Origin of the sequence: Povalibacter uvarum, assembly GCF_014202975.1 — a bacterium.
GTDB lineage: Bacteria > Pseudomonadota > Gammaproteobacteria > Steroidobacterales > Steroidobacteraceae > Steroidobacter > Steroidobacter uvarum.
Genome location: NZ_JACHHZ010000005.1, coordinates 1 through 23,062, shown reverse-complemented (window position 1 = coordinate 23,062; position 23,062 = coordinate 1). Strand labels below are relative to the sequence as shown.

Genomic DNA, 23,062 nt, shown 5'->3' with positions numbered 1-23,062 from the left:
GCTCTCATCTCACCTGCATGTGACGGATCAGTCTCTGATCCACCCATTGATCCGTGTCGTGGACGAGATCTTCCTGCGACTGCTGGAGCTGGTGCAGGAAGAACATGAGCACGATGGTGAGCGACAGGGCGACGAACGTGGCGTTGAATGCGATACCGAGGCTCGACGTCACCGACGTGATGTCGCCGCTGACGGCCTGGTTGGCCTGCAGCAGCGCGTCGCCGATGTGGCGCACGGTGCCGATGAAGCCGATGGCCGGGATGGCCCAGGCGATGTACCGGATCATCGCGAGACTGGAGTCGAGGCGATCGGCCTCCGAATCGCAGACCGCGCTCGATGTCTCGGCAGAGTCGCGAATGCTGCGGGTCGCGGCGAATCGATCGAGCGTGCGCTGCAGGGCGCGAACGACGAGACGCTGCTTGTCCTCTTGCGGCAGCGATTCGAGCTGGCGCGCATAGTCCTTCGCGTCTTCCGGCAGCACCTTGATGCCTTCGGGCACCTGGATCAGCTCGCGCTCCAGGAACTTGCGCTCGCGTCGTACCAGCACGGCCTTGTAGCCGATGATCAGCATGGCCCAGACGAAGTGCATGATCTCGAGCTCCTGCTCGAAGTCCTTGATGACCAGGAAGAACGAACGCTTCGGAATGTAGGTCTTGTCTTCCTTCATGCGCTCGAGCTCGATCTGCGTGATCGCCTCGCCCTGGGGACGAATCCATGCAACGTAAGTGGCGTGAACGGCCATGAGCGTGAAGACGAGCGCGAACAGCGTCCAGGCGAACTCGCTCGGATACTGGAAGCGGCGGCGTGCGCTCGGCGGATTGGCAGTGGCTGTGACCATGAATCTCTCGATGTTCCGTTGTGGCGGAGCGTGATCAGATGTCCACCGGGAAGGACACGTCGAAATCGGCGCGGACCTGCTCGGATGGAATGAAACGTTGCGGCGAGCCCTTCGCGGCGCTGCCCTTGTCCGCCGCCTTGTCGGCGGGGGTCTTGCCGTCCTTCTCCGCGGCGGCGGCTTCCTCTTCCGTGCTTGGCGCTGCCTTCTTTGCCGCTGCCTCTTCTTCGGCCGCGGGGCTCTGCGATGGTGTCACCGGCTTCTCCGCGGGCGGTGATTCTTCAGCGGCCGCCATGCGCGTACCGCCGCCCTGCCCGCCACCCGATCCCGATTCGGTGTCGGCGTTGAACAGGAAGTGACCGGTCGCCGAAGCGACGGTGAGCATGATCAGGTAGGAGGCTGCTCTCATAAGTCACCCGTCCTCATTGCACGTAACGCGCGACCCGGAAGCCGACGTCGTTTCGCTGCACGTCGCCGAAGTCGCGCGCGGACAGACGCAGGTCGGTCACGCTCGACTGCTTCCAGCTCGATCCGCGGATCACGTGATTCTTGCCCTGCGCCGGGCCCATCGTATCGACCGCGACCTGGGTCGAGTCGGTGCTGACAGTGTAGTAGTCGTGCGCCCACTCCGCGACGTTGCCGCCGATGTCATAGAGTCCGAGCACGTTCGGCGGGAATTTCCCGACGGGCGCGGTGACGGCGTAACCATCGTCGTAACCCGGCACGATGTCCTGCAACACGACGCGCGCCGTGTAGTCGGCGTAGTTGCCCGACGCAGGCGCCACCGGCAACGCATCGCCCCACGGATAACGACGCGCCTTGCCATCGGATGAGTAGCGGGCAACCCATTCCCACTCCGCATCGGTCGGCAATCGGTAGCCATTGGTCATCGGATTGGCCGGCACGAGCGACTCGCCGTCCTTCACGTAAGCAGGCTGCAGCCCTTCCTGCTCCGACAGCCAGTTGCAGTACGCGGCCGCCTGCTCCCAGCGCACGTTCACGACGGGCTGATTGTCGAGCTCCAGCGTGTTCGGCGGCACGATTCCGGAGCGGTGATCGGACTTGAAGCGCTTGAACTCGGCGTTCGTCACTTCACGCACGCCCACATAGAACCCGCGCTTGAACTCGACGTCGCGCTGCGCCTCGTTCGCACGACGGCCCGGCTCGCGGCGCGGACTGCCCATGGTGAATCGACCGAGCGGCATGAGCTTCAGCTGCTGCGACACCTTCGTCGTCACGACAGCGGGTGTCGCGGCGATGCGCGTCTGTTCCGCCGTCAGGAGCTTCGTCTCGACGACCTGCGGCAAACCGGGCCGGGGCGTAACCGTCGTCTTGAAATCGACGAACCCGGCCTTGCGGATCTCGATCTCGTGGGTCGTCGCGACGAGCCGCAGCGTCTGGTTCACATTGCCGGCGGGTCTGCCGTCGACGAATACCTGGGCATCGGCGGGCTGCGCGCGAACGGCGACTTCACCGTACACGCCTGTGAGCGCAACGCTCATCGTCTGCCTTTCGCCCGACTTCAGCGTCGCCTGTCGCGTCGCCGGCTCGTAGCCGGGGCGCGAGAACACGATCGACTGCTCCATATCAGGCCGGACCTCGACATCGAGCGGTGTCACGCCGCGATACACGCCGCTGATCGTCACGCTCGCACCTGAAGGCTCGGACCGCAGTGCCAGTCGACCGTCGGGCAATCCGAGCCGCACTGGACCGACCGTCATCGCTTCGCTCGCCTTCACCTGGATGTCGGTCGTCCAGGCCTTGAAGCCTTCGAGCCTGAGTTCGAGCGGCTGGTTGCCCGCCATCACTTCGGTGGTCAGTGGTGTCACGCCGCGCTGTTCACCTGCCACGATGACTTGCGCGCCGGCCGGTTCGGACGTGATCGTGACGTTCGCCCAGGCGGCCACGAGTGCCGGTGTGAAGACCTGCTTCTTGCCGAGCCCTTCGACCTCGACGGTGCCGCTGAAAGGCTGATATCGCGGCGCGTTGATCGCGACGGTGTGGGTGCCCGGCTGCAACTCGAACTCGCCGGGCGCGGAGCCGACTTCCTGGCCGTCGATGGACAGCTTCGCTTCGACCGGGACCTGAATGCTGAGCATGCCGGGCAGCTTCGCCAGCGAGAGCGCGAACTGCTGGTTGGCGGCTTCGGTGACTTTGACTTTGATCTCAGCCGGCGCGTATCCGGGAGAGCTTGCGCGAATCGTGTACTCGCCGGGCCGCAGCAGGAAGCGCCCGCCCACCGGCACCGCCGGCAATCCTCCCGCGATATCGATCCGGGCCTTCACCGGCGCTGTCGACACACCGATCGAAGTCGCGGTGAGCACGAACCACAGCACGCCACCGGCGATGAGTGCAATGACCGTCAACAAGACACGAGTGGGATTGAAAGTCACCGTGCGCTTGCGCGCCGCACCTTCGCTCGCGCGGAAGCGCACTGCCGCGATCGGCTCTGCTTCCGCGTCGCTGTCGCCTCGCAACCGCGCATCGTGCTGAATGATCGGCGGTGCAGTGATGTTGCCCGCGCTGCCGTCATCGACTTCGATCGTTCGCTGTCCGCGATCTTCCACCACCCGCAGGCGCGCGTTGCCGAGGTTCACGACGTCGCCCGCCTTCAGCCAGGCGGACTGCGTGATGCGCAACCCGTTGTGGAGCACATCCTTGCCTTCGGCAGGCTGCACGAACAACTGATCTTCGTGCACGCCGAGCCACGCTTCGACGCCTTCGGGCCGGCCGCTCAACACCACGACGCTGCCCGCGCCGCCGAAGCCGAGAGGAAAATCGGGCGCGCCAAAGCGCCGCTCGCCCTGCGGTTCGCGGACGATCAGGGTTTCTTCCTGGAGTGCCGATGCGTTCAAATCTTTTCCTCGCAGCGAACGACGACGGGCTGCAACGCAGTGCCGGGCACGACATGGATTTCACGCCGCACATCGCGATATCCCGGCCGCGTCCCGACGACGGTGTAGTTGCCGGGAGGCAGTTCGACCGAGCGCTGCTCGAAACTGCCGAGTGCACCGATGCGATGGATCGTGATCTGCGTAAGGTTGTCTGACCTGAGGGCGACTTGCACAGGAACATCGGCGCGGGCGAGCCAGTCGCTCAGCGTCGCGATCTGCTTTTGAAGCACCGGACCTGCCGGCGCGACTTGCTTCGCTTGTCCGAGCGTCTGGCGTGCGGCGCTGCGCACCGGCGCACTGAAGAGCCGCTCGGGCTGAGTGAGATAGAGGTCGAGCTCTTCGTTCAACTGCGCTCGCGGCGCTGTGCGGGAGACCCCCTCGCTGGCAGCCGCAACAGTCGAATCGAGCTGCACGACATCGCGATACTCTTTCAACGCCTCCGCCCAGCGTTCTTTCGACTCGAATGCGCTCGCGACTTCGAGTTTGGCGGAGATGCTGCGAGTGCGCTCCTCCTGTTCGATCTGCCTGAGGGCCTGAGCGACCTCGGGCGATCCCGGCCGGACGCGGGCAGCAGCATCGAAAGCGGATCGTGCTTCGCCGTATCGGCGAGCCGTCAGAGCATCGAATCCGCGCGCCATCGAACTAGCGAACGCGTCGCTCGACACTCGTGCATCGACGCGCGCAAGGCCGTCCGAGGCACGAGCAGTATCGGCATCGAGCGCCAGCGCCTTGCGGAAGGTTTCCGCGGCAGCGGTGATGTTGCCTTCCTTCTCCAGCCGTTCGCCCGTTGCGACGAGCGCGAGCACTTCATCCAGCGTTGCCGATCGCTTCAGACCGCGCGTTGCGACCGCGTTTCCGGCGTCCAGTTTCAGCGCGAGCTCGAAAGCTGTCTTCGCGTCGGCCGACCGGCCCTCGGCGATTGCCTTATTGCCTGCCGCCAGCTGATGCGCGAGTACTTCCGTCGCGCGCTTCTCCAACACGTCGATCAGCGGTGCGATAGCCTTGAAGTGGTCTCGTGCCGTCACGTATTCGCGAGCCGCGAAGTCGCGATCGCCGGCTGCGAGTTCGTCGCTTGCCTGCTTGAACTCCGCGCCGCCCCACAGATCGACAGCCCGGGCGCGCAGCTTCTCGAAGCGTCCTTCGATGGCGGTGCGTTGTTCCTCGGCTTCCTGTTTCGCCCGTGCCAGCGCGGCGAAGTCTGTTTCCTTGCGCGGCTCGGTCTTCGGCGCCTCGACTTCCTTTGCGGTTTGCGCAGGCTTCGCCTTCGGCGCTTCCGGGAACCAGCGAGGCAGCGCGAAGAACACGAACCCGATCCCGATGACAGCGAGAATCGCCACGGCGACTCCCAGGCCGCGACGGAAACCCTGTCGCCGCAATTCGTCGTCGCTGCGCGCAGTGACTGCCGGCCGCTTCCATTCGCTGCGCAACGGCTCGCCCTGCGCCACCGGCGGGCGGATCGATGGCGGCGCCACGGCAGGACGCGAAACCGCCGCTGGGGTCTGAATAATGTTTACCGCGGGAATGCCAGCCATCGCCGCGGTCAGTTCGCGCACGATCGTGTCCATGCCCGGCGGCCGATCCGCGGGAGATTTTTCCAGGCAGCGATCGATGAGCTGTGCGAGGGGAGCAGGCACCGATGCAGCTTCCGTCAGCGAGCGAGGACGTTCGTTGCGAATGCTTTCCGGCGTTGCGTTCGGATACAGCGGGGGGTAGCCGGAGAGCAGTTCGTAGAGCAGCGCACCGAATCCGTAAACATCGTCGCTCGCAGCGGCGGCGGCCCCGTCGAGTTGCTGCGGACTCATCGTGAACAGGGAACCGCGGCCCGCGCGGGCGGCAGGCAGTTCGTTCAGTGCCAGCGCGATGCCGAAATCGGTCAGCTTGGGCACGCCATCCGACGTCAGCAGGACGTTGGCCGGCTTGACGTCCCGGTGCACTACGCCGGCACGATGGGCGTGAGCGAGAGCCTCGGCGATCGGCAACGTGACTCTCAGGACCTCAGTCGCGCCGCGGCCGCGCCAGGAAGTGAGGTCGCCGCCCGATACGTACTCCATTGCGATCCAGGTGTGCCGGGCGGAGCGATGCACTCCGTCGACCTGGATGATGTTGGGATGCTCCAGCGCCTTCAGCCGGTCGCATTCGCGCTGCAACGCCGTGACCGCAGCCACGTCCTGCATCAACTCATCGGCCAGCACCTTGACCGCGACGAAGCGTCCGAGCTCTTTGTCCTGCGCAAGCCAGACGCTCCCGCTGCCGCCTGACCCGAGGGCGCGAACCAAGACGAACCTTGCAGAGAGCTCCTGCCCGCTTTCCAGCATGAATGAATTGTAGAGAGGTAGTGACGGAAAACTATCGTGTGCCACCGCCGGCATTCGCCGTGGGGGCTGCAGCCTGCCCGTCGGCGACGGGCGCCGTGACAACGGGAAGACCTGTCTCGTTCTCGTAGAGTTCCTTGAGCAGCCGCCGCCACTCCTGGTACTGCTCTTCTGCGGTGCCGCGCAATTGCAGCGTACGGCCTTCGACTTCGACGACCATCGGCTGGATCTCGGCCTGGAAGGATTCGCCCAGCTGCTTCAGGGAGTCGGAGTGCATCTTCACTTCCGCACCCTTGTCGAAACCGCTCTTGACCGCGTACGCACCGCCGAACACGCCGGCTGTGGCAGCCGCCTGACCTACGTAAGTATTCGACTGCGTGCCCATGACGAGGCCGCCGATGATCGCGGCCGCACCCAGCAGCTTGCGCGTCGTCGCCGAGCGCTGTGCTTCGTCATGCGCTTCGATTTCGTCGTGACTGTAACGACGCCAGTTCGTGTACGACTCGGACATGTTGTCCGTGAACAGGGCGTAGTGTTCGTTGACCGTATCGAGCAGCGCGTAGTCGCGCTCGCGGATGCGATCCATCCGGACCAGCATCGGATCGTCGGAAGAAGGCAGCCGCAGCACCTGGTACGTGCCCTTCTTCTTGTCCGTGCCCAGATAGCTCTCGAATGCATAGGGCGCCAGATCCCGGGCGAAACGCAGTTCCGAGACGTTGCGGATCGTTTCGAGATCCGCCGCCACCAGCGTCTGGCGATGCGCGAGGATGTCGTTGGCCAGCGTTGCGTAGAGATTCTGGAACGGGTCGCGCGGCTTGCCGGTGGTGTCCTTGTAGGAGCGGGTATCGGCGAGCTGCTCGTATTCCTTCTGGAACCACACGCGGCCGGTGGCATCGTCCACCGTGACGGCGAGACGCAGCATCATGCCCGTCGATTCGAGGATCTTCGCCGAGACGCGAACGTCGAGCGCTTCGTCATCGACCGGGATCACGCGCACCTGGCCCCACTGACCCGAGCCCTCGAGCGTATTGCGCACCTGCATCGCCAGGTAGCGAGCTTCCGCTTTGCGCACGTCGGGGAAGATGCGTTCCTTTTCCCGTTTCTTTTCGTCTTCGGGCACGTTCTCGTCGAAGAGGCGTACGCCGACATCGAGCAGCTGGGCCTCGGGAATTTCTTCCGCCGCCTGGATCGCATTCAGCCGCGGCTGCGGGCGCGTCTCATGCGTCACGCAACCACTGGATGCCAGCAGCGCCAGGACCATCAGTGGGGAGGCGAGCTTCGAGGAAACCTGTCGCATGGAGCCGTTCATGGTCGTCAACTCGTGTCCGGTTTCGATCAGCTTCCCTTCTTGTAGAGCCGGTATTCCTGCCACAGCTTTTCGCGCAGCTCGGGATCGGTCTCCGCCATCGCGGCCTCGCGCAGCTGGCGCGCCACCACATCATCGTCGCTGCCGTCGGGAATGTCGGCCGGCACCGTGCTCGGACCGCCGCCGCCCTTCGGGCCGCCACCGCCTACACCGCCGCCGCCGCCGCGACTGCCGCCGCCCTGGGAGGAATCCCCGGCGGTCCCCTGACCGCCGCTACCCTGGCCCTGGCCTTGGCCCTGACCTTGTCCCTTGCCATTGCCCTGGCTGTTGCCTTGTCCACTGCCGCCCTTGCCGTCACCGGATCCCTCACCGCCATCACCGCCGGCAGCTCCTGAGTCATTGCTGCCGCCCGCGCCGGCGCCTGAGCCGTTACCCGATCCGCCGCGGCCGCTGCGCTGACCGGCAATCTCGGCCTGCTCGTCGCGCATACGTCCGTCGAACACGCCAAGGGAAATATCGAACTGCTTGTCGATGTGCGCCATGCGCTCGGACGTCGTCATGGGCCCGGCGCCACCGCCGCCACCTGCACCACCACGCGAACCTGCGCCGTCGGGAGATCCCGCGCCACCTGGGGCGCCGCCGCCGCTCTGTCCGCCGGGTGAGCCGCCGGTCGGCGCAAATACCGGCACGATTGCCGGAAGCGCTACCGAGACTGAAACGTTCGATCCGCCGCCGCTCGTGCCATCGGCATTGCCGGTCGATCCGGATGCGCCACCACTCTGGCCACCACCACCACTCTGGCCATCACCGCCACTTTGGCCACCCTGGCCATCAGCGCCGCCGCTGGCTCCGCTCTGTCCGCCCTGGCCGCCGGCACTGCCGTTTGCACCGTTCTGGCCGCCGCCGTTCTGGCCGCCCTGGCCATTCGCGTTCGCGCCGTCGGCTGAGCCCGCTTCGCCCGCGCCACCGGCCGCACCCTGCGCGCCATTGCCATCACTTCCACCGGCTCCTCCACTGCCGCCGGCTTGTCCGGCTGCACCTGAGGATCCGTCGCCGTTCGCTCCGCCACCGGCACTTCCGGATGCACCGCCGCCGGCCGCGCCACCACCCATCTGCGCGGACGCGTCACCTGCTCCGCCGCCGGCACCACCAGCCTGACCTGCCGCGCCAGCGCTGCCGCCCGCCTGGCCTGCGGCTCCACCCATGGCACCTGCGGCGCCACCGGACGCACCCGCTGAACCGCCGGCACTGCCCGCGGCAGCGCCATCTGCTCCACCCGATGCACCAGCACCGCCGGATGCACCGCCGCCGCCAGCCTGACCCATCGTGCCTGCCGCGCCGCCACCTGAAGCGCCTGCTGAACCGCCCGCGCTTCCTGATGCGCCGCCGGCCTGCCCTGAAGCTCCCCCCGTCGCGCCGGCCGCGCCGCCCGAGGCACCCGCTGAACCGCCGGCCTGACCCGAGGCGCCACCCGAAGCACCGGCAGAACCACCAGCACTTCCTGATGCTCCACCGCTACCGCCGGCCTGACCTGAAGCGCCACCGGCTGCGCCCTGGCTACCGCCGGCCTGGCCGGAAGCGCCACCCATTGCGCCCGCTGCGCCACCAGATGCACCCGCGGATCCGCCCGCACTTCCTGCCGCGCCGCCTGACGATCCCGCGGATCCGCCTGAACTTCCCGACTGACCGCTGCTGCCGCCCGATGCGCCACCGCTCGCGGTGCTCTGCGCACCGGAAGCTCCGCTCGAGCCCTGGAAAATACTTTCGTTGGCTGACGCACCGCCGCTGGCACCGCCTGCTGCGTCGGCGCCGCTCTGACCCTGGCTGCCGCCACCGCTTTGACCGCCACCGCCGGAGGCACCTGTATCCATGTTCGGCGTTGGGAAGCCACCCGCCTGGCCGCCGCCACTGCTGCCTGAAGGCATTCCGAGCGTGGGCTGACCGCCGCCGCCGGATGAGCCGCCGCCTGCCCCCGAAGCGCCGCCCTGCGATCCGCCCCCGGCCTGTCCACCCGCACCGCCGATCGATCCGCCGTCACCGCCCGACTGGCCGCCGGCGCCACCCATGGAGCCCGAGGCACCACCGGATGAACCACCGCCCATCGAACCGGCCGAGCCTCCGGAAGCACCTCCCGAAGCACCGCCACCCATCGAGCCGGCCGAACCCCCCGACGACCCAGACGATCCGCCCGATGAACCGGTGGAGCCGCCCATGGAGCCGGATGAACCGCCGTCGGCACCTGATGAGCCACCCTGTGAACCGCCGGATGATCCCTGTGAACCACCGGACGATCCCTGTGAGCCGCCCTGGCTGCCGCCACTCGATCCGCCGGAGCTGCCGCCGCTCGGCATCGAGGGCATGGAAGGCATCGACGGCATGGAAGCACCGCCGCTGGCACCGCCTCCCGAACTGCCACCGGGCATGCTGGAACTGCTGCCGCCACCGCCGCCACCACCGGAGGATCCGCCCGAGGGCATCGACTGACTGCCGCCGCCGGACGAGCCGCCGCCCGATGACCCGCCGCTCGGCATGCTGGAGCTGCTGCCGCCGCCGCCGCTGGAACCGCCTGAAGAACCGGAAGAACCGCCGCTCGATCCCGACGAACCGCCCGAAGGCATCGTCGATGAGGGCATGCTGGAGGAAGACTGCTGACCGGCGCACCCGCCCATGAGGAAGGCGGAGATGGTGCCTACGGTTGTGACCTGCGCGGCGGCGATAAGTAGCCGATCGAGTACCTGGCTTCTCTTCATCGCACTCTCCGGGTCAGGTCGGATGTTGGAGGACGGGTCACATTGGCAACGGTCGCAGCGGCGCCGTTTATCGTGCTGCCGCTGAGCTGAACGCGGGCTGAGTATTGCGACGCCCACCGCCTCGATCGACCTGCCATCTCACTTCACCAATGTCGCTCACGTCCCCAGCATCGCCGCACAACCCCCTGAACCTGTTTTCTTATATGAGCCGATCTGTCCGTCGGTGCCGCTATTCCGCCGCCTTCGTCTGTTTGGGCGGCGCGTTGACCGGATCTTCATCGTCGGCACCCACGAGGAAGGACCGCAACTGGTTCGCCAGCCGGTCACATGCCGTGCTCTGCACCGGCGAGATGATGGGAATGGGCGCCACGGCACCGATCATGACCGACGTACCTTTCACGTCCGTACTCACGGTGCCGGCGCTCACGCCGTCACGCAAATCCCAGACCGTGGCTTCGTAGTCGGACTGCTTTTCCCACCAACCCAGTCCGAGACAGCCTGCGCCACCCGGACCGACCGCACAAGCGATGCTTCCACCGCCGTCGGTTTTCTGCGTCACGCCGTCCACCCATACGATGAAACGAACGCCCAGCGAGCTGACCCGTTCAGAAACGCCTGGACGCGAGAGGAAGGTGGAGAACCCCTGCGGGTTCACCGGCGCCGTGCTCGGCTCGAGCCACGGATAGAAAGCATCCACGAACTGATCGTCAGCATAGACCTGGAAAGGTTTGTCCTTGATGTTGCTGCGCGGGTCGCGGTCCTTGCCGCTTTTCTTCGCGCTGGCGTGATCGGCGGAGAACGATTCGCCGACGAGCTCGCGTTCGAGGCAGTCGAGAAACTTGTCTTCGGTGCCGGTGCCTTCGAGATGCGGCTTCGCGAGCAGCACGACTGCCTCGTTCGCCGTGATGCGCGTCGGTGCATCGCGGACTTCCTCGATCTTCGCCGTCATGCAACCGGCCATGCCCGACATGGACAGGATCGCCACCGCCACACGCCACGATCCGTTGCGCGACACAGACGACCCGGCGCTTCTGTCGAGGCAATCGCTCTGCGTGCGCGGCGCGTTCGCGCCACACCCACACGCTGTCGATGTGGGCGTCGATGCGTCACGGTCCGCGGAGCGACCGGAATACTCTCGTGGCATCTGAAAGACTCTCCAGGATGGAAACGCGGAAGGTCGTCCCTGAAGTTTCGCCGCTCGACTTCAGCCAACTGTAATTGAGTGTCGACTTTCCTCGATTGCGTTCGAGTATACGCCAAGGTTCGTACAAGGCATCCGGGGGAAAACGCGCAGCTTTGTTTCGGCTTTGTACGTTCGGCCGGCGCGAAAATTTCCGCCCCGGCGCCGCATGCAGCCGCTTCAGATGAGGGAGAGCTGTTCGGGTCCGATGACGGGACGCTGGAACAGGCCGACGTTATGTATGAAGCGTTCGCCTGTCCTCAGTCCGTAGCGCCTGCAGGCTGCCTTGAAGCGTTGATGAAGCAAAGCCGCATACTCGCCCTGCCCCCGCTGCCGCACGCCCCAGGCGGAGTTGTAGTCGCGACCGCCATGCATTGCCTGCATCCGGCTCATGACGTGTTCCGCCTTGAGCGGTTCGTGCGTCCGCAGCCATTCGCGAAACAGATCCTTCACTTCGTACGGCAGTCGCAGCACGACGTAACCGGCCGAACGTGCTCCTGCCTCCGCGGCAGCCTCCAGGATTTTCTCGACTTCGGAATCTGTCAGCACGGGAATGACCGGCGCGACCATGACGCCGACCGGAATGCCCGCCGAAGCGAGCGTTCGAATTGCTCGCAATCGTGCCGCGGGCGATGCCGTCCGCGGTTCGAGAGTCCGCTTGAGCTCGCCGCTCAGTGTGGTCACGCTGACGAGCGCGAGAACGAGATCGTCGCGGGCCATCGGCGCGAGCAGATCGACGTCACGCTCGATCATCGCGCTCTTCGTAATGATCGAGAACGGATGACGGTATCGTGACAGCACCTCGATGATGCTGCGCGTGACCCGGTACTCGCGCTCGATCGGCTGGTAAGGATCGGTATTGGCGCCGATCGTGATCGGCGAACAGCGATAGCCCGGTACGGCGAGCTCACCTTCCAGCAGCCGCGCGGCATCCTGCTTGTAGAAGAGCCTGGTCTCGAAATCGAGTCCGGCCGACAGATTCACGTAGCCGTGCGAGGGCCTCGCATAACAATAGATGCATCCGTGTTCGCAGCCGCGGTAGGGATTGATCGACTGGTCGAACGCGATGTCAGGAGATTTATTGCGGGCAATGATCGACCGCGCCGGATCGGCGCGCACGATCGTTTCGAGCGGCGGCAGGGGCTCATCGAGGCTGCCCCAGCCGTCATCCACGGGCTGCGTGGTCGTCTTCTCGAAGCGGCCTTCGGGATTGGACACTGCGCCGCGGCCGGTGCGGGGGACAGGTCGGTTGGGTGTGGCCATGCTCAGGAGCATACTGTATATAAAACCAGTAATGCACCCGCCGTATGTGCTTCACTGCACCAACTGATCCTCCTTCTGCGGCTGGCTGACGCGGGCGAGCGGTGCCCGGAATCTCACCCTCATTTCAACCCCCTGATCCGAGTTGATCTCGAGCTCGCCGTGAAGCTGACGCACGAAGGCATCGATGAGCGAACGGCCCAGTCCGCCCGGTTCCGTTTCGCTCGCCGGGTCGTAACCCCGACCGTTGTCGCGGACGAGCAGCAGCAACTGCGTATCCGACTCGCGCCTGACGATCACTTCGATGAGTCCGCGGTCGACGCCTGTGAACGCGTGCTTGTACGCATTCGTGATCGCTTCGGTCACCAGCAGACCGAGCGGCACGGCGACGTCAGGGCCGATCACTTCCTCCTCTGCCGTCACGGTGAGATCGACATCCTGAGTGCCTGCGAGCCCGCCGCGCCGAAGCTCCGCGCAAAGATCCTTGAGGAACCAGCGCAGATCCACTTCCTGCAGATTCTCCGACTCGTAGAGACGCCGGTGCAGCGTGGCGAGCGCATTGATTCTGCTGCGGGCCTCGGCGAACGCCGCTTCGGCGCGAGGATCGCGGATCCGGCGCGCATGCAGGTTGAGCAGGCTCATGACGAGCTGCAGGTTGTTCTTCACGCGGTGATGAATCTCCCGCACCAGGATTTCCTTCTGGGCGAGCGACTCGCGCAGCTCCGCTTCGCGCGATGAAATCGTATCGGCCATGCGGCCGAACGTTTCGCCGAGACTGCGGATTTCGGCGGGTGCCGCTTCGACACGCTCCGGCCGCACGGTATGACGACCCGCTGCGTACGCCGAGGTGATGCGATCGAGGTAGGTGATCCAGCGAACGACGAAGTGTTCGATGCCGAACCACACGACGGCGATAGCGAGCCCCCACATGAGCAGCGGTGTGAGCACGCCCCACGCCACCTGCAATGCCAGCGGGCCCATCGCCGCCAGTACCGGCGTGCCGAGAATCACGAAGATGCGTCCATCCAGCAGCGGACTGATTGCATAGAGGCGCCACGTGCCGTCGCGCCCGCGAGCGGTGAATGTCTGCGTGCGTGCACGCAGGTGCTCGTCGATCAGATCGGGACGGGGCAATCCCTCCAGCAACGGCGAGTTGTCGCCCTTCGACGTAATGGGATCACCCTTGCTGTCGAGCAGCGCGAGTGCCGTATTTCCATCCGACGCGGCATGCTGGTAACGGCGAGTGACCCAGTCCAGGCCGATGAAAAGCGCGACGGAGCCGCTGATCACGCCGGTGTCATCGACCAGCGGCACGGCCGTCGCCATGCCCCACTCGTCCAGCCATTCGCTTTGCACGAGGTCGCTCACGACGAATGCATCACCCGACATCACATCCTTGAACCAGGATTGATTCGCCACGGTGATGACCGACTTCATGGCGCTCGAGGAACAGGTCGTCACGCCATCGGCGTTGAGCACCATCGCGCCGGCGTACTGATCGAGGCCGCCGATGGCTCTCTGCAGTGCGCGACGGCATGCGGCGCCCTGGCCGACCCGCACATCGGGATGAGCCGCGAGGCTCGTGAGGATCTCGCGTGACGCCGAGATCATGTTCTCTTCTTCGTTGGCCGCGAGCTGCGCGGCCTGGGCGAGATTCTGCTGCAGGTAGCGGACGCTGCTGTTGTAGCCGGAGATCGCCTGCAGCACGGCGAGCACGCCGGGCGCCAGCATGGCGATACCGACGATCAGCACCAGTCGCGGACGCAGACCGGCGTTGCGCCCCCACCAGCGGCGCGGCGCGGCATCAGGCTTTTGATACTTCATGGCTGACGCAGGATATTAGTCAGCGCACGGTGTTCAGGATGCCTTGGCGCGACCTGCAGAAATCGTAACACCGTCGTTGCGAAGTTCCGTGGCCGAAGCGGGATCCGTCACATAGGCCGCATCCTCGCCCAGGAGCTCGATCAGCCGGTCGCGCGCCCGCGCGATACGGCTCTTGATCGTACCGACCGCCACCTGGCAGACGTCGGCCGCCTCTTCATAAGAGAGTCCCGTCGCGCAGACCAGAACGAGCGCTTCGCGCTGATCGTTCGGCAACTCCTGCAGCGCCCGGTTGAGATCGCGCAGATGCAGCCGGGCATCGTGGATGGGAGCGACGGACAACTGCGCCGCGCAGACACCCTCAGGGTCTTCGACTTCGAATTTGCGATGGCGCAGTTCCGAGTAGTAACAATTGCGCAGGATCGTGAACAGCCAGGCCTTCAGGTTGCTGCCGGACTGAAATTGTTCGCGGTTGGTCCATGCCTTGAGCACAGTGTCCTGCACGAGATCGTCAGCGCGCGCCGGATCGCCGCACAAGGAGCGGCCGAACGCACGCAGCGCCGGCAGCAAGGCAGTGACTTGGTCGAGAAAAGGGTCTTGGGCGGCCATGTTTCGTACCGGCCCGGTCAGGACCCGCGCTCCTTGTCTTCGAGCTGCTTCAGCAATGCCTTGAACTCGTCCGGAACGGGTTCTTCCATCACGTCGGAGAACATGCGGCGCAGACGATTGCCCAGCCAATCGGGCACCTGCTCGGCAGGAGGGTCACCCGAAGCGGGAGTCGCCTGATCTGGCCTGATTTTTTCGCTCATGGATGGAATGGCTGCTGAAATGCCGGCTTACGGCCGACGACGCACTGACTTAGTTGTGGGAATCGCCAGTCAACGCCGGCGACCAGGAAAAAGTTCCACGGTCAGGGAACATTCCCGACCCCTCATACATACTAGCGTCACGTCCGCGGGGCGCGGGTGCATGCGCACGGTAAAGTGACATGCATTTCTCAGCGACAAAGAACGATGGAGTAATCATGGCTCTAGCTCATGCGATTGCCGAGCACCTACCCTACCTGCGCCGGTATGCCCGGGCGCTCACCGGTACCCAGCAAAGCGGGGACGCCTATGTGAGAGCGTGCCTCGAAGCGATCGTGGCTGACACCTCGGTCCTCGGCGCCGATGCCTCGCCGCGCGTTGCGCTCTATCGACTGTTCCACCGCCTGTGGGACACCACGAATCTCGACCTGCGTCCTGTCGCCGGGTCCGGCCCCGTCGCCGCCGATAACGTCGAGAAGCGGCTGAAAGAACTCACGCCCGCTCATCGCCAGGCTTTGCTGCTCACAGCGATGGAAGGCTTCGGCACGAGCGACGCCGCGAAGATCCTCGGGGTGTCCGAAGACGACGTGAAGAGCATGACCGGCCAGGCAGTGCGAGAAATTTCGAGCCAGCCGAGCATGAAGGTCCTCATCATCGAGGACGAACCGATCATTTCCCTCGACCTGCAGAGCATCGTGCGAGAGATGGGTCACAAGGTGATCGCGACAGCAACGACGCGCGATGAAGCAGTGCGCGAAGCCCGCCGCACGAGCCCTGAGCTCGTCCTCGCCGACATCAAACTCGCCGACGGCAGCTCCGGCATCGACGCGGTGCGCCAGATCCTGAGCGAAGTCGACGTCCCGATCGTCTTCATCACCGCTTACCCGGAACGACTGCTGACGGGTGAGCGACCGGAACCGACGTTCCTGGTGACGAAGCCGTTCGTGCCGGAGACGGTGAGAGTCGCCATTAGCCAGGCGCTGCTCTTCGCGTAGAAAGCCAGCTAGCCACTAGCCGGCTAGCAACTAGCTCAGAACTAAGAGCGGGGCAAATGCCCCGCTCTTTTTTGCGCCGACGCAGCGTCAACACTGGACGCAAAAAAAGAAGGGGCCATTCGGCCCCTTCTCTTCATCTGGCTACCAGCTAATGGCTAGCCGGCTAGCTGACTTCTAGCTAGCTGCCTTCTCGTCAAACCGGTGGTCTTCCGCGCATCGCGCCCGCCACCAGTGCGACCAGAGTCAGCACCAGGAAGATGAAGAACAGGATCTTCGCTATGCCTGCTGCAGCGCCAGCAATGCTGCTGAAACCCAGCACGGCCGCGATGATCGCGACGATGAAGAACGTAAGTGCCCACGACAACATGACAACCTCCGGCAATGAACTGCGAATGAACCGCTCTGCGACGGAACGTCCGAAGATCGCCTTGGTTCCAGCACCGGGTCGGCGTCAAGCGACGAAAACTCGAGCAGCGATCTGAAGATCACCGACAGCGATGCATCGCGCCGGAACTTCGGTAAGCGCGTGGACGTTTCGCCGACGGGTGAGCTCAGCAATCTGTCCGTTGAGCTCTATTGAGTTCACAACCGAGTTCACAGCCCCTCAGCGGAGGATATTCATGAGCAGCAGATCCCTACTTCTCGCCGCCTTTGCCTGCACAACGATGCTCGGCCTCGCGGCGTGCGACAACAAAGGGCCCGTCGAACAGGCCGGTGAAGAAATCGACGAGGCGATCGACACGATGAAGAACGGCCAGGAATCGACCTCGAACAAGCTCGACGATGCCGTCGATGACGTTCGCGAAGGTGCAAAGGACGCCGCCGACGAGCTGAAGAAGGATTAGTCCCTACTCTCACGCTGTCTTGCAGTACGGGCAGAACACGTCGCCACGAGAACGCCTTCCCATGCGCGACGTGTTCTCTCCTTCCAGGATTCCCTTTCGATTCGCGACGCTGATCGTCGCGCTGCTTTGCACCGGCTGCGCGACACCCAAGGCGCGCCCGGTCGTACCGGGCGAAACGGTGGCGCCCGCCATCGTGACCGCGAGCGGTGCGCTCAGCGAAGCGAAAGCCGAGCAACTCGTCGATAGACGTCTCGCGCCCGCACAGGACGATGAGCACGTCCGCGAACTGATCGACGCCTTTCGCGCGCAAGCGGACGCGCCGCTGGTCGCGGGCAACCGGGTCTCACTGCTGATCGACGGTCCGCAGACACTCGCCGCGATCCGCAAGTCCATCGAATCCGCCAAGCATCATGTCCACGTCGAAACGTACATTTTCGCGGACGACGAAGTCGGTCACGAATTCAGCGACCTGTTGATCGCGCGTCGGCGTGCGGGCCTCGAAGTGCGCGTGATCTACGACGCGATCGGCAGCGTGACCACGCCGGGGGCGTTCTTCGATCGCATGCGCGAAGCAGGCGTCGAAGTACGCGAGTTCCGCCCGCTCGATCCCGTTCGCACGCCGCTGCCCTGGAAGATCAACAACCGCGATCACCGCAAGATCGTCGTCGTCGATGGGCGGATCGCCTTCACCGGCGGCATCAACATCAGCAGCACGTATGAAAGCTCGTCGACGACTCGACCCGGCCCCGAAACCGGCCGCGACGAGGCCTGGCGCGACACGCACGTCGAGATGGCAGGACCGGTCGCGACGCAGTTCCAGGCATTGTTCCTCGCAACGTGGACGCGCGCGGGCGGCAAGATCGACAACGCGAATCCCCTGTATTTCCCTGCTCCGGAACCTGCCGGCGGCGAGCTCGTTGCCGCCGTCGCCACCGATGCGGACGACAAGACGGAAACCCGCATCTATGCAACCTACCTGGCGGTGGTCGAACACTCGACGCAGCGCCTCTGGCTGACGAACGCCTACTTCGCGCCGAACAAGGAATTCCGTCAGGCACTGATCGCCGCAGCGAAACGCGGCGTCGACGTGAGACTCATCGTCCCGAGCTTCACCGACTCCGGCCTGATCCTCCACGCGTCACGCAGCACCTTCGAGGAGCTGCTCGAAGGCGGCGTGCGCATCTACGAACAGCGATACGCGCTGCTGCACGCGAAGACCGCGGTGATCGACAGTGCACTCTCGATGGTCGGATCAGCCAACCTGGACATGCGCAGCTTTCTGCACAACAACGAAGTGAACGCCGTGGTCGTGGGGAGCGGGTTCGCGCAGCGCCTCGAGGCTGTTTTCGAACGCGATCTGAAAGACACGCGCGAACTCGATCTGGAGAAATGGCGCGAGCGGCCGCTGTCGGACAAGATCAAGGAGGCGGCGAGCAGTTTGCTGTCGTACTGGTTGTGAGCCGTTGTCGTCATCCGCAGCGCTCGATCCGCAGCGCTCGTCATTCCCGCGAAAGCGGGAATCCATCTCCAGGTCGTGAAGGGCATGGACTCCCGCTTTCGCGGGAGTGACGAGGCGGGAAATCGCTGTCTGACAGGGCGTCAGACGTCGCGGTCCGTCTTCTTCCTGCGCGACCAATACCCCGCCGCCGAGTTCATCATGTAGTTGCCGCCCGCCTTGACGCGACGCAACCAGTCCTTCGCCCACGCGAATTCGAGACTGAGGATGGCGAGGCCGGCGGGAATGACCACGATCGCGGGCCCTGGGAAGACGATCATCAGGATCCCGATCAGGACCACAGTCCCGCCCACCAGTGCGATGGCGCAACGTCGCGCCCACTTGTAGGTAATGCGCAGGAATGTCGTCACGATTTCGACCCGCAATGACGCTCGTCAACTTACGACAGGTCTTCCCTCAACGAAAAAACGTCTCGATCAGTTCCGCCACGGCCGCCGGCCGCTCGTGATGCATCATGTGCCCGGCCTCTTCGATCGTTGCGAGCCTGACATGGCGTAGCAATGCGCCGATTTTCTCTTCAGCGATCTGCGGCTTCAGACGCTCTGCAAATTCCGACTTCGCTCCCATGACCAGCAGCGTGGGCGCGGCGATCGCGTTCCAGCAGGCTTCGGCCTGGTCGCGCTGATACAGCACGGGATTGATTCGTTTGTGCCGCGGATCCGATCGAAGTTCAATCCGGCCGTCGTCCCGGGTGCGCGCCCACGATCGGGCGATGAAGGCGATGTGATCCGGCGAGGTACGCGGATTGCGCCGCGCCAGTACCGACTCGAACTGTTCGAAAGTGTCATACGTTGCGAATCGGCTGCCGTCGGCAACTTCATCGAGCCACTGCCGATAACGCGCCGGCGCCTGATCGGCGCTCGTCGGCGTCAGTCCGACGCCCTCGAGGTTGATCAACCGGCGAATCCGGTCCGGCCGCACGCCGGCGTAGATCATCGCGACGTTGCCACCCATGCTGTGACCGACCAGGTCGATCGGACGGCCGGGAGCGACGATGTTCAGGATCGCCTCGAGATCGGCGAGGTAGTCAGGAAACCAATAGCCGTCATCCGGCCATTGGGTGCGGCCGAAGCCTCGCGCATCGAAAGCGATCAGCGTGCGGCGTGGCGACAGCTCATCGACAACGAACTGCCACGTCTCCGCGCTGTCGCCCCAGCCATGCAGGAGGACGATCGGATCCGGATCTTCGCCCGGCCAGCGATAGAGCTGGAAATCGAGCCCGCGCAACCGGAGGGTGTCGGGTTGCGCAATGCGTCGGGCGGTGTAGCTCATCGGAAACGAAAGGAAGGGCGCCAGCCACGGCGGACATGGCGCCCCGTATCCCGATCACTCTGGAATGCGAACGATGCTGGCGAGCGTTCCCACCGAGTCTTCGGCCGGAGGCGCTTCCGGCGCGGGGGCTGGAGCCGGCGCCGCTACCGCGACCGGAGCTGCTTTCCTTCTCGCCGCCTTCTTGCGGGGCTTCGCCTTTACGACCTTCGCAGCGGCCTTGGGCTTTGCCTTCGCTTTTACCTTCGCCTTCTTCTTGGTCTTGGCCTTCTTCTGCGGCGTGCGAACGATGCTCGCCTTGACCTTCTTCTTGCCCTTCTTCTTGGCGGCCTTCTTCTTGCCCGCCTTCTTCTTCGTCGCCATGAGTCACCTCCGGGTCAGTCCCCGATTCCGATCCATGTTGCACAATTTGCGGCGTTATCCGCGCTTTCGATATTACACGCCCGCAAGCCGCTGGTGCATGATGCGTGCGGCGTCATCGCGCCGATCGAAGCGGGTCGGCTCGCACACGAAACTTGAATGAACGAGAACGACCCGAAATTCGAAAGCATCGTGCTGCAGGCGCAGGCACTCGGGCCGCGCGAACGCGCCGATTTCGTGCGCAAGGCATGCGGTGCCGACGAGACCTTGCTGTCGCGAGTGATGATGGTGCTCCAGGACGAGGGCTCCGCGGACTGGCACGACATCGAAGCCGAGGAGACCGCCGGTGTCGCGGTCGAACCTGTCGAAGGTCAGCGTCTCGGCCCGTACCGGATCGTGCGCAAGCTGGGCTCCGGCGGCATGGGCGATGTCTACCTGGCCGAGCGGGCGGACGAGGAATACAACCAGGTCGTCGCCATCAAGCTCGTCCGGGCGGGCGCGTTCACCCCGCAGGTCCAGGGCCGGCTGCGCACCGAGCGCCAGATCCTGGCAAGGCTGCAGCACCCGAACATAGCCCGGCTGCTCGACGGGGGGCGCGCGCCGGACGGTACGCCCTACCTCGTCATGGAATACATCGACGGGGAGCCGATCGACGCGTACTGCGACCGGCGCCGCCTCACCCTCGCCGAGCGGATCGCGCTGGTGCGAACAGTCTGTTCGGCCGTGCACTACGCCCACCAGAACCTGATCGTTCACCGCGACCTGAAGCCGAACAACATTCTGATCACCGCATCGGGCGAGGTGAAACTGCTGGACTTCGGGATCGCCAAGCTTCTCGATACCCGGCACTCGGCGCACACGCTCGCGATGACCCACATCGACTATCGGGTCATGACGCCGGCGCATGCCAGCCCGGAGCAGGTGCGCGGCGACACGATCACGACCGCGAGCGATGTGTACGTGCTCGGTGTGCTCCTTTACGAGCTGCTTTGCGGCCGCAAGCCGTTCCACCTGGTCGGCAGCCGCCTGACCGACATGGAACGCATCATCTGCGAACAGGAGGCCGCGCTGCCCAGCGCGATGGTGGATCGCACCGCCTCCGAGTCGCAGCAGACCCTGGCGAGCATCGTCGCCACGCGGTCGACGACGCCGACCCGGTTGCGCAAGGAATTGCGGGGCGACCTCGACAACATCGTCATGATGGCGATGCGCAAGAACCCTTCGCGCCGCTACAACTCGGCGGAACAGCTGTCCGCCGACCTGCAGCGCCATCTGGACGGCGAACCGGTCATCGCCACGAGCGATCGCTGGATCTACCGCACCCGGAAGTTCGTGGCGCGGCATACGGTCGCTGTTTCCCTGTCCGCCGCGGCGATCGTCACGCTGATCATTTTCGCCACGATCACTTATATCCAGGCGCGGCACATAGCCCGAGAACGTGACGTCGTCGCCGCCGAGCGCGCCCGCGCCGAACAGGTGTCGTCGTTCCTCGTGGAGTTGTTCGAGCTCTCCGATCCGTCGCGCAGCCGTGGCAACCAGGTTACCGCCCGTGAGCTGCTCGATATCGGCGCCCGGCGGGTCAATGTCGGCCTCACCGATCAGCCGGAAACACGAGCGACACTGCTCGGCACGATCGGCCGCGTGTACAGCAGCCTCGGCCTCTACCCGGATTCGGTCGGACTACTGGAAGAGGCGCTCGCGTCCCGCATCGCCATTCACGGCCCGGAACACGCCGAAGTCGCGAACGCACTGGTCGAGCTCGGCAATGTCCTCTGCGAACAGGGCAAGCTGGACGAGTGCGACAAGCGCCTGAACGCGGCGATCGACATGCAGCGCAAGCTCGAAGGCCCGGAGTCGATCGAGATCGCACCGACGCTGCTGGCACAGGCAAAGCTCGCACAGCGTCGCGGCACGCTCGATGTGGCCGAACGCTACTTCAACGAGTCTCTGGCGCTGTATCGCCGACACGGCCAGGAGCGCACCACTGCTGCCGCGTCCGCAATGAATGAGCTGGCCGGTCTCTACACGTATCGCGGTGACTTCGCGAAGGCCGAGACCCTGTACCGCGCCGCGCTCGACATCGATCGCCAGGCCCTCGGCCAGGATCATCCGCAGGTGGCCATGCACGTTCACGACATCGCGGTCGCGCTGCAGATGCAGGGAAAGCTGCCCGAGGCCGAGCCCATGTACGCGGAATCGACGCAGATGCTGCGCCGGATTCTCGGCCCCACCCATCCCAACACGCTCGATGCGATGGCGAACTACGGCCGCTACCTGCGTCGGACCGGCGATCTCGAGCGAGCGGAACAAGTGCTGGCGGATGTGCTGGCGAATGACCGCCTCGCGCGAGGCGCCACACATCCGTTCGTCGGCCACGATCTCGTCAGTCTCGCGAACGTGCGACTGGACCGCGGTAACGCGAAGGCAGCCGAACAGGACATTCGAGCAGCATTGGAGATCTATCGAGAAGCACTGCCTGCCGATCACCCCTACGTGGCATCCGCTCTGGCGGCGCTGGGCCGCGCTCAACTGGGTCAGGGCAACCCTTCAGACGCTGAGCAAACGCTTCGCCGCGCCATCGCGATGGCTGAGAAATCACTGCAGCCCGACAGCGCACCCATCGTGGTGGCGAAGACTGTGCTGGGTCATGCGCTCATTGCGGAAGGACGAAGGGACGAGGGGATGCCATTGCTGCGCGAGAACTATCAGGCGCTGGTCACGACGCAGGGAGAGGGAGCGGCGCTGGCGAGGCAGACGAGGGAGAAGCTGGGAAGCGGTGAGCGAGACTAGAGAGCGGAGCAGGGGTGCGGATTCTACTTGTGGGTCCGGCTTTACCGGAGTCAAACGGTCGATGCAACACTGCGAGCCAGTGTATCTGCTGGAGTCTCGAAGCCTAAGGTTTGTCGTGGCCTT

At 64.9% G+C, this 23,062-nt stretch carries 21 protein-coding genes; 6 read left to right on the top strand and 15 right to left on the bottom strand.

The window, feature by feature from the left end:
- Positions 1 to 4 precede the first annotated feature (4 nt).
- From HNQ60_RS19520 to HNQ60_RS27960, 6 genes are all read right to left on the bottom strand, one after another.
- Entirely contained in the window at positions 5 to 838 is an 834-nt protein-coding gene (locus tag HNQ60_RS19520; protein ID WP_184334469.1) for a MotA/TolQ/ExbB proton channel family protein, read from the bottom strand.
- 34 nt (positions 839 to 872) lie between these two features.
- Positions 873 to 1,244, bottom strand: a complete 372-nt coding sequence (locus HNQ60_RS19515) for a hypothetical protein (protein WP_184334468.1) — start codon at positions 1,242 to 1,244, stop codon at positions 873 to 875.
- Between the two features lie 13 nt (positions 1,245 to 1,257).
- Positions 1,258 to 3,690, bottom strand: coding sequence for a PEGA domain-containing protein (locus HNQ60_RS19510; protein ID WP_184334467.1), 2,433 nt, complete (start codon positions 3,688 to 3,690; stop codon positions 1,258 to 1,260).
- The gene (locus HNQ60_RS19505; protein ID WP_184334466.1) at positions 3,687 to 6,005 is read right to left on the bottom strand and encodes a serine/threonine-protein kinase; all 2,319 of its coding nucleotides are present in this window, start codon (positions 6,003 to 6,005) and stop codon (positions 3,687 to 3,689) included. The genes HNQ60_RS19510 and HNQ60_RS19505 overlap by 4 nt, the downstream gene beginning before the upstream one ends.
- A gap of 70 nt (positions 6,006 to 6,075) precedes the next feature.
- A complete protein-coding gene (locus tag HNQ60_RS19500; RefSeq protein ID WP_184334465.1) occupies positions 6,076 to 7,350 on the bottom strand; it encodes a hypothetical protein in 1,275 nt (424 codons plus the stop codon).
- Between the two features lie 26 nt (positions 7,351 to 7,376).
- Positions 7,377 to 9,413 carry a hypothetical protein gene (locus tag HNQ60_RS27960; protein ID WP_184334464.1) on the bottom strand — a complete coding sequence of 679 codons (2,037 nt, stop codon included), beginning with the start codon at positions 9,411 to 9,413 and terminating at the stop codon, positions 7,377 to 7,379.
- Here HNQ60_RS27960 and HNQ60_RS19490 point away from each other — a divergent pair.
- Entirely contained in the window at positions 9,412 to 9,831 is a 420-nt protein-coding gene (locus HNQ60_RS19490) for a hypothetical protein (RefSeq protein WP_184334463.1), read from the top strand. The two genes, HNQ60_RS27960 and HNQ60_RS19490, sit on opposite strands and share 2 nt — an antisense overlap.
- A 45-nt stretch (positions 9,832 to 9,876) precedes the next feature.
- A complete protein-coding gene (locus HNQ60_RS27955) occupies positions 9,877 to 9,999 on the top strand; it encodes a hypothetical protein (protein WP_281382793.1) in 123 nt (40 codons plus the stop codon).
- Between the two features lie 327 nt (positions 10,000 to 10,326).
- Here the strand turns inward: HNQ60_RS27955 and HNQ60_RS19485 are convergent, their stop codons facing one another.
- The 5 genes from HNQ60_RS19485 to HNQ60_RS19465 all read right to left on the bottom strand — a co-directional run bounded on the left by HNQ60_RS19485 (position 10,327) and on the right by HNQ60_RS19465 (position 15,167).
- The gene (locus HNQ60_RS19485) at positions 10,327 to 11,067 is read right to left on the bottom strand and encodes a hypothetical protein (protein WP_221304315.1); all 741 of its coding nucleotides are present in this window, start codon (positions 11,065 to 11,067) and stop codon (positions 10,327 to 10,329) included.
- Between the two features lie 390 nt (positions 11,068 to 11,457).
- Positions 11,458 to 12,540, bottom strand: coding sequence for a PA0069 family radical SAM protein (locus HNQ60_RS19480; RefSeq protein WP_184334461.1), 1,083 nt, complete (start codon positions 12,538 to 12,540; stop codon positions 11,458 to 11,460).
- 51 nt (positions 12,541 to 12,591) lie between these two features.
- Positions 12,592 to 14,361 (bottom strand): sensor histidine kinase, encoded by a 1,770-nt coding sequence (locus HNQ60_RS19475; protein ID WP_184334460.1) that lies wholly within the window; start codon positions 14,359 to 14,361, stop codon positions 12,592 to 12,594.
- 33 nt (positions 14,362 to 14,394) lie between these two features.
- A complete protein-coding gene (locus HNQ60_RS19470) occupies positions 14,395 to 14,967 on the bottom strand; it encodes a sigma-70 family RNA polymerase sigma factor (protein WP_184334459.1) in 573 nt (190 codons plus the stop codon).
- A gap of 17 nt (positions 14,968 to 14,984) precedes the next feature.
- On the bottom strand, positions 14,985 to 15,167 hold the full coding sequence (locus HNQ60_RS19465) for a NepR family anti-sigma factor (protein WP_184334458.1): 183 nt from the start codon (positions 15,165 to 15,167) through the stop codon (positions 14,985 to 14,987).
- 215 nt (positions 15,168 to 15,382) lie between these two features.
- On the opposite strand from HNQ60_RS19465, the gene HNQ60_RS19460 reads away from it, so the two are divergent.
- On the top strand, positions 15,383 to 16,159 hold the full coding sequence (locus tag HNQ60_RS19460; RefSeq protein WP_184334457.1) for a response regulator: 777 nt from the start codon (positions 15,383 to 15,385) through the stop codon (positions 16,157 to 16,159).
- 193 nt (positions 16,160 to 16,352) lie between these two features.
- Here the strand turns inward: HNQ60_RS19460 and HNQ60_RS19455 are convergent, their stop codons facing one another.
- Positions 16,353 to 16,526 (bottom strand): DUF1328 domain-containing protein, encoded by a 174-nt coding sequence (locus HNQ60_RS19455; protein ID WP_184334456.1) that lies wholly within the window; start codon positions 16,524 to 16,526, stop codon positions 16,353 to 16,355.
- Between the two features lie 253 nt (positions 16,527 to 16,779).
- Here HNQ60_RS19455 and HNQ60_RS19450 point away from each other — a divergent pair, with 253 nt between their 5' ends.
- A complete protein-coding gene (locus HNQ60_RS19450; protein ID WP_221304314.1) occupies positions 16,780 to 17,004 on the top strand; it encodes a hypothetical protein in 225 nt (74 codons plus the stop codon).
- A 61-nt stretch (positions 17,005 to 17,065) separates the two neighbouring features.
- On the top strand, positions 17,066 to 18,463 hold the full coding sequence (gene cls, locus HNQ60_RS19445) for a cardiolipin synthase (RefSeq protein ID WP_184334455.1): 1,398 nt from the start codon (positions 17,066 to 17,068) through the stop codon (positions 18,461 to 18,463).
- A 140-nt stretch (positions 18,464 to 18,603) separates the two neighbouring features.
- Here cls and HNQ60_RS19440 read toward each other — a convergent pair whose 3' ends face one another.
- The 3 genes from HNQ60_RS19440 to HNQ60_RS19430 are packed head-to-tail and all read right to left on the bottom strand — an operon-like array spanning position 18,604 to position 20,152.
- On the bottom strand, positions 18,604 to 18,885 hold the full coding sequence (locus tag HNQ60_RS19440) for a PGPGW domain-containing protein (protein ID WP_184334454.1): 282 nt from the start codon (positions 18,883 to 18,885) through the stop codon (positions 18,604 to 18,606).
- A 31-nt stretch (positions 18,886 to 18,916) separates the two neighbouring features.
- The gene (locus tag HNQ60_RS19435) at positions 18,917 to 19,792 is read right to left on the bottom strand and encodes an alpha/beta fold hydrolase (RefSeq protein ID WP_184334453.1); all 876 of its coding nucleotides are present in this window, start codon (positions 19,790 to 19,792) and stop codon (positions 18,917 to 18,919) included.
- 54 nt (positions 19,793 to 19,846) lie between these two features.
- On the bottom strand, positions 19,847 to 20,152 hold the full coding sequence (locus tag HNQ60_RS19430) for a hypothetical protein (protein WP_184334452.1): 306 nt from the start codon (positions 20,150 to 20,152) through the stop codon (positions 19,847 to 19,849).
- A 156-nt stretch (positions 20,153 to 20,308) separates the two neighbouring features.
- Between HNQ60_RS19430 and HNQ60_RS19425 the strand changes: the two genes are divergently transcribed.
- The gene (locus tag HNQ60_RS19425) at positions 20,309 to 22,939 is read left to right on the top strand and encodes a tetratricopeptide repeat protein (RefSeq protein ID WP_184334451.1); all 2,631 of its coding nucleotides are present in this window, start codon (positions 20,309 to 20,311) and stop codon (positions 22,937 to 22,939) included.
- Positions 22,940 to 23,062: the final 123 nt, after the last annotated feature.

Excerpts from the sequence above, each read along its gene's own strand:
- HNQ60_RS19480 (WP_184334461.1), bottom strand. The coding sequence starts at position 12,540 with ATGGCCACACCCAACCGACCTGTCCCCCGCACCGGCCGCGGCGCAGTG.
- HNQ60_RS19485 (WP_221304315.1), bottom strand. The coding sequence starts at position 11,067 with ATGTCGGGCATGGCCGGTTGCATGACGGCGAAGATCGAGGAAGTCCGC.
- HNQ60_RS19470 (WP_184334459.1), bottom strand. The coding sequence starts at position 14,967 with ATGGCCGCCCAAGACCCTTTTCTCGACCAAGTCACTGCCTTGCTGCCG.
- cls (WP_184334455.1), top strand. The coding sequence starts at position 17,066 with ATGCGCGACGTGTTCTCTCCTTCCAGGATTCCCTTTCGATTCGCGACG.
- HNQ60_RS19435 (WP_184334453.1), bottom strand. The coding sequence starts at position 19,792 with ATGAGCTACACCGCCCGACGCATTGCGCAACCCGACACCCTCCGGTTG.
- HNQ60_RS19450 (WP_221304314.1), top strand. The coding sequence starts at position 16,780 with ATGAGCAGCAGATCCCTACTTCTCGCCGCCTTTGCCTGCACAACGATG.
- HNQ60_RS19490 (WP_184334463.1), top strand. The coding sequence starts at position 9,412 with ATGGAGCCCGAGGCACCACCGGATGAACCACCGCCCATCGAACCGGCC.
- HNQ60_RS19460 (WP_184334457.1), top strand. The coding sequence starts at position 15,383 with ATGGCTCTAGCTCATGCGATTGCCGAGCACCTACCCTACCTGCGCCGG.
- HNQ60_RS19455 (WP_184334456.1), bottom strand. The coding sequence starts at position 16,526 with ATGTTGTCGTGGGCACTTACGTTCTTCATCGTCGCGATCATCGCGGCC.
- HNQ60_RS19475 (WP_184334460.1), bottom strand. The coding sequence starts at position 14,361 with ATGAAGTATCAAAAGCCTGATGCCGCGCCGCGCCGCTGGTGGGGGCGC.
- HNQ60_RS19465 (WP_184334458.1), bottom strand. The coding sequence starts at position 15,167 with ATGAGCGAAAAAATCAGGCCAGATCAGGCGACTCCCGCTTCGGGTGAC.
- HNQ60_RS19425 (WP_184334451.1), top strand. The coding sequence starts at position 20,309 with ATGAACGAGAACGACCCGAAATTCGAAAGCATCGTGCTGCAGGCGCAG.
- HNQ60_RS19430 (WP_184334452.1), bottom strand. The coding sequence starts at position 20,152 with ATGGCGACGAAGAAGAAGGCGGGCAAGAAGAAGGCCGCCAAGAAGAAG.
- HNQ60_RS27955 (WP_281382793.1), top strand. The coding sequence starts at position 9,877 with ATGCTGGAGCTGCTGCCGCCGCCGCCGCTGGAACCGCCTGAAGAACCG.
- HNQ60_RS19520 (WP_184334469.1), bottom strand. The coding sequence starts at position 838 with ATGGTCACAGCCACTGCCAATCCGCCGAGCGCACGCCGCCGCTTCCAG.
- HNQ60_RS19515 (WP_184334468.1), bottom strand. The coding sequence starts at position 1,244 with ATGAGAGCAGCCTCCTACCTGATCATGCTCACCGTCGCTTCGGCGACC.
- HNQ60_RS27960 (WP_184334464.1), bottom strand. The coding sequence starts at position 9,413 with ATGGGTGGCGCCGGCGGCCAGTCGGGCGGTGACGGCGGATCGATCGGC.
- HNQ60_RS19500 (WP_184334465.1), bottom strand. The coding sequence starts at position 7,350 with ATGAACGGCTCCATGCGACAGGTTTCCTCGAAGCTCGCCTCCCCACTG.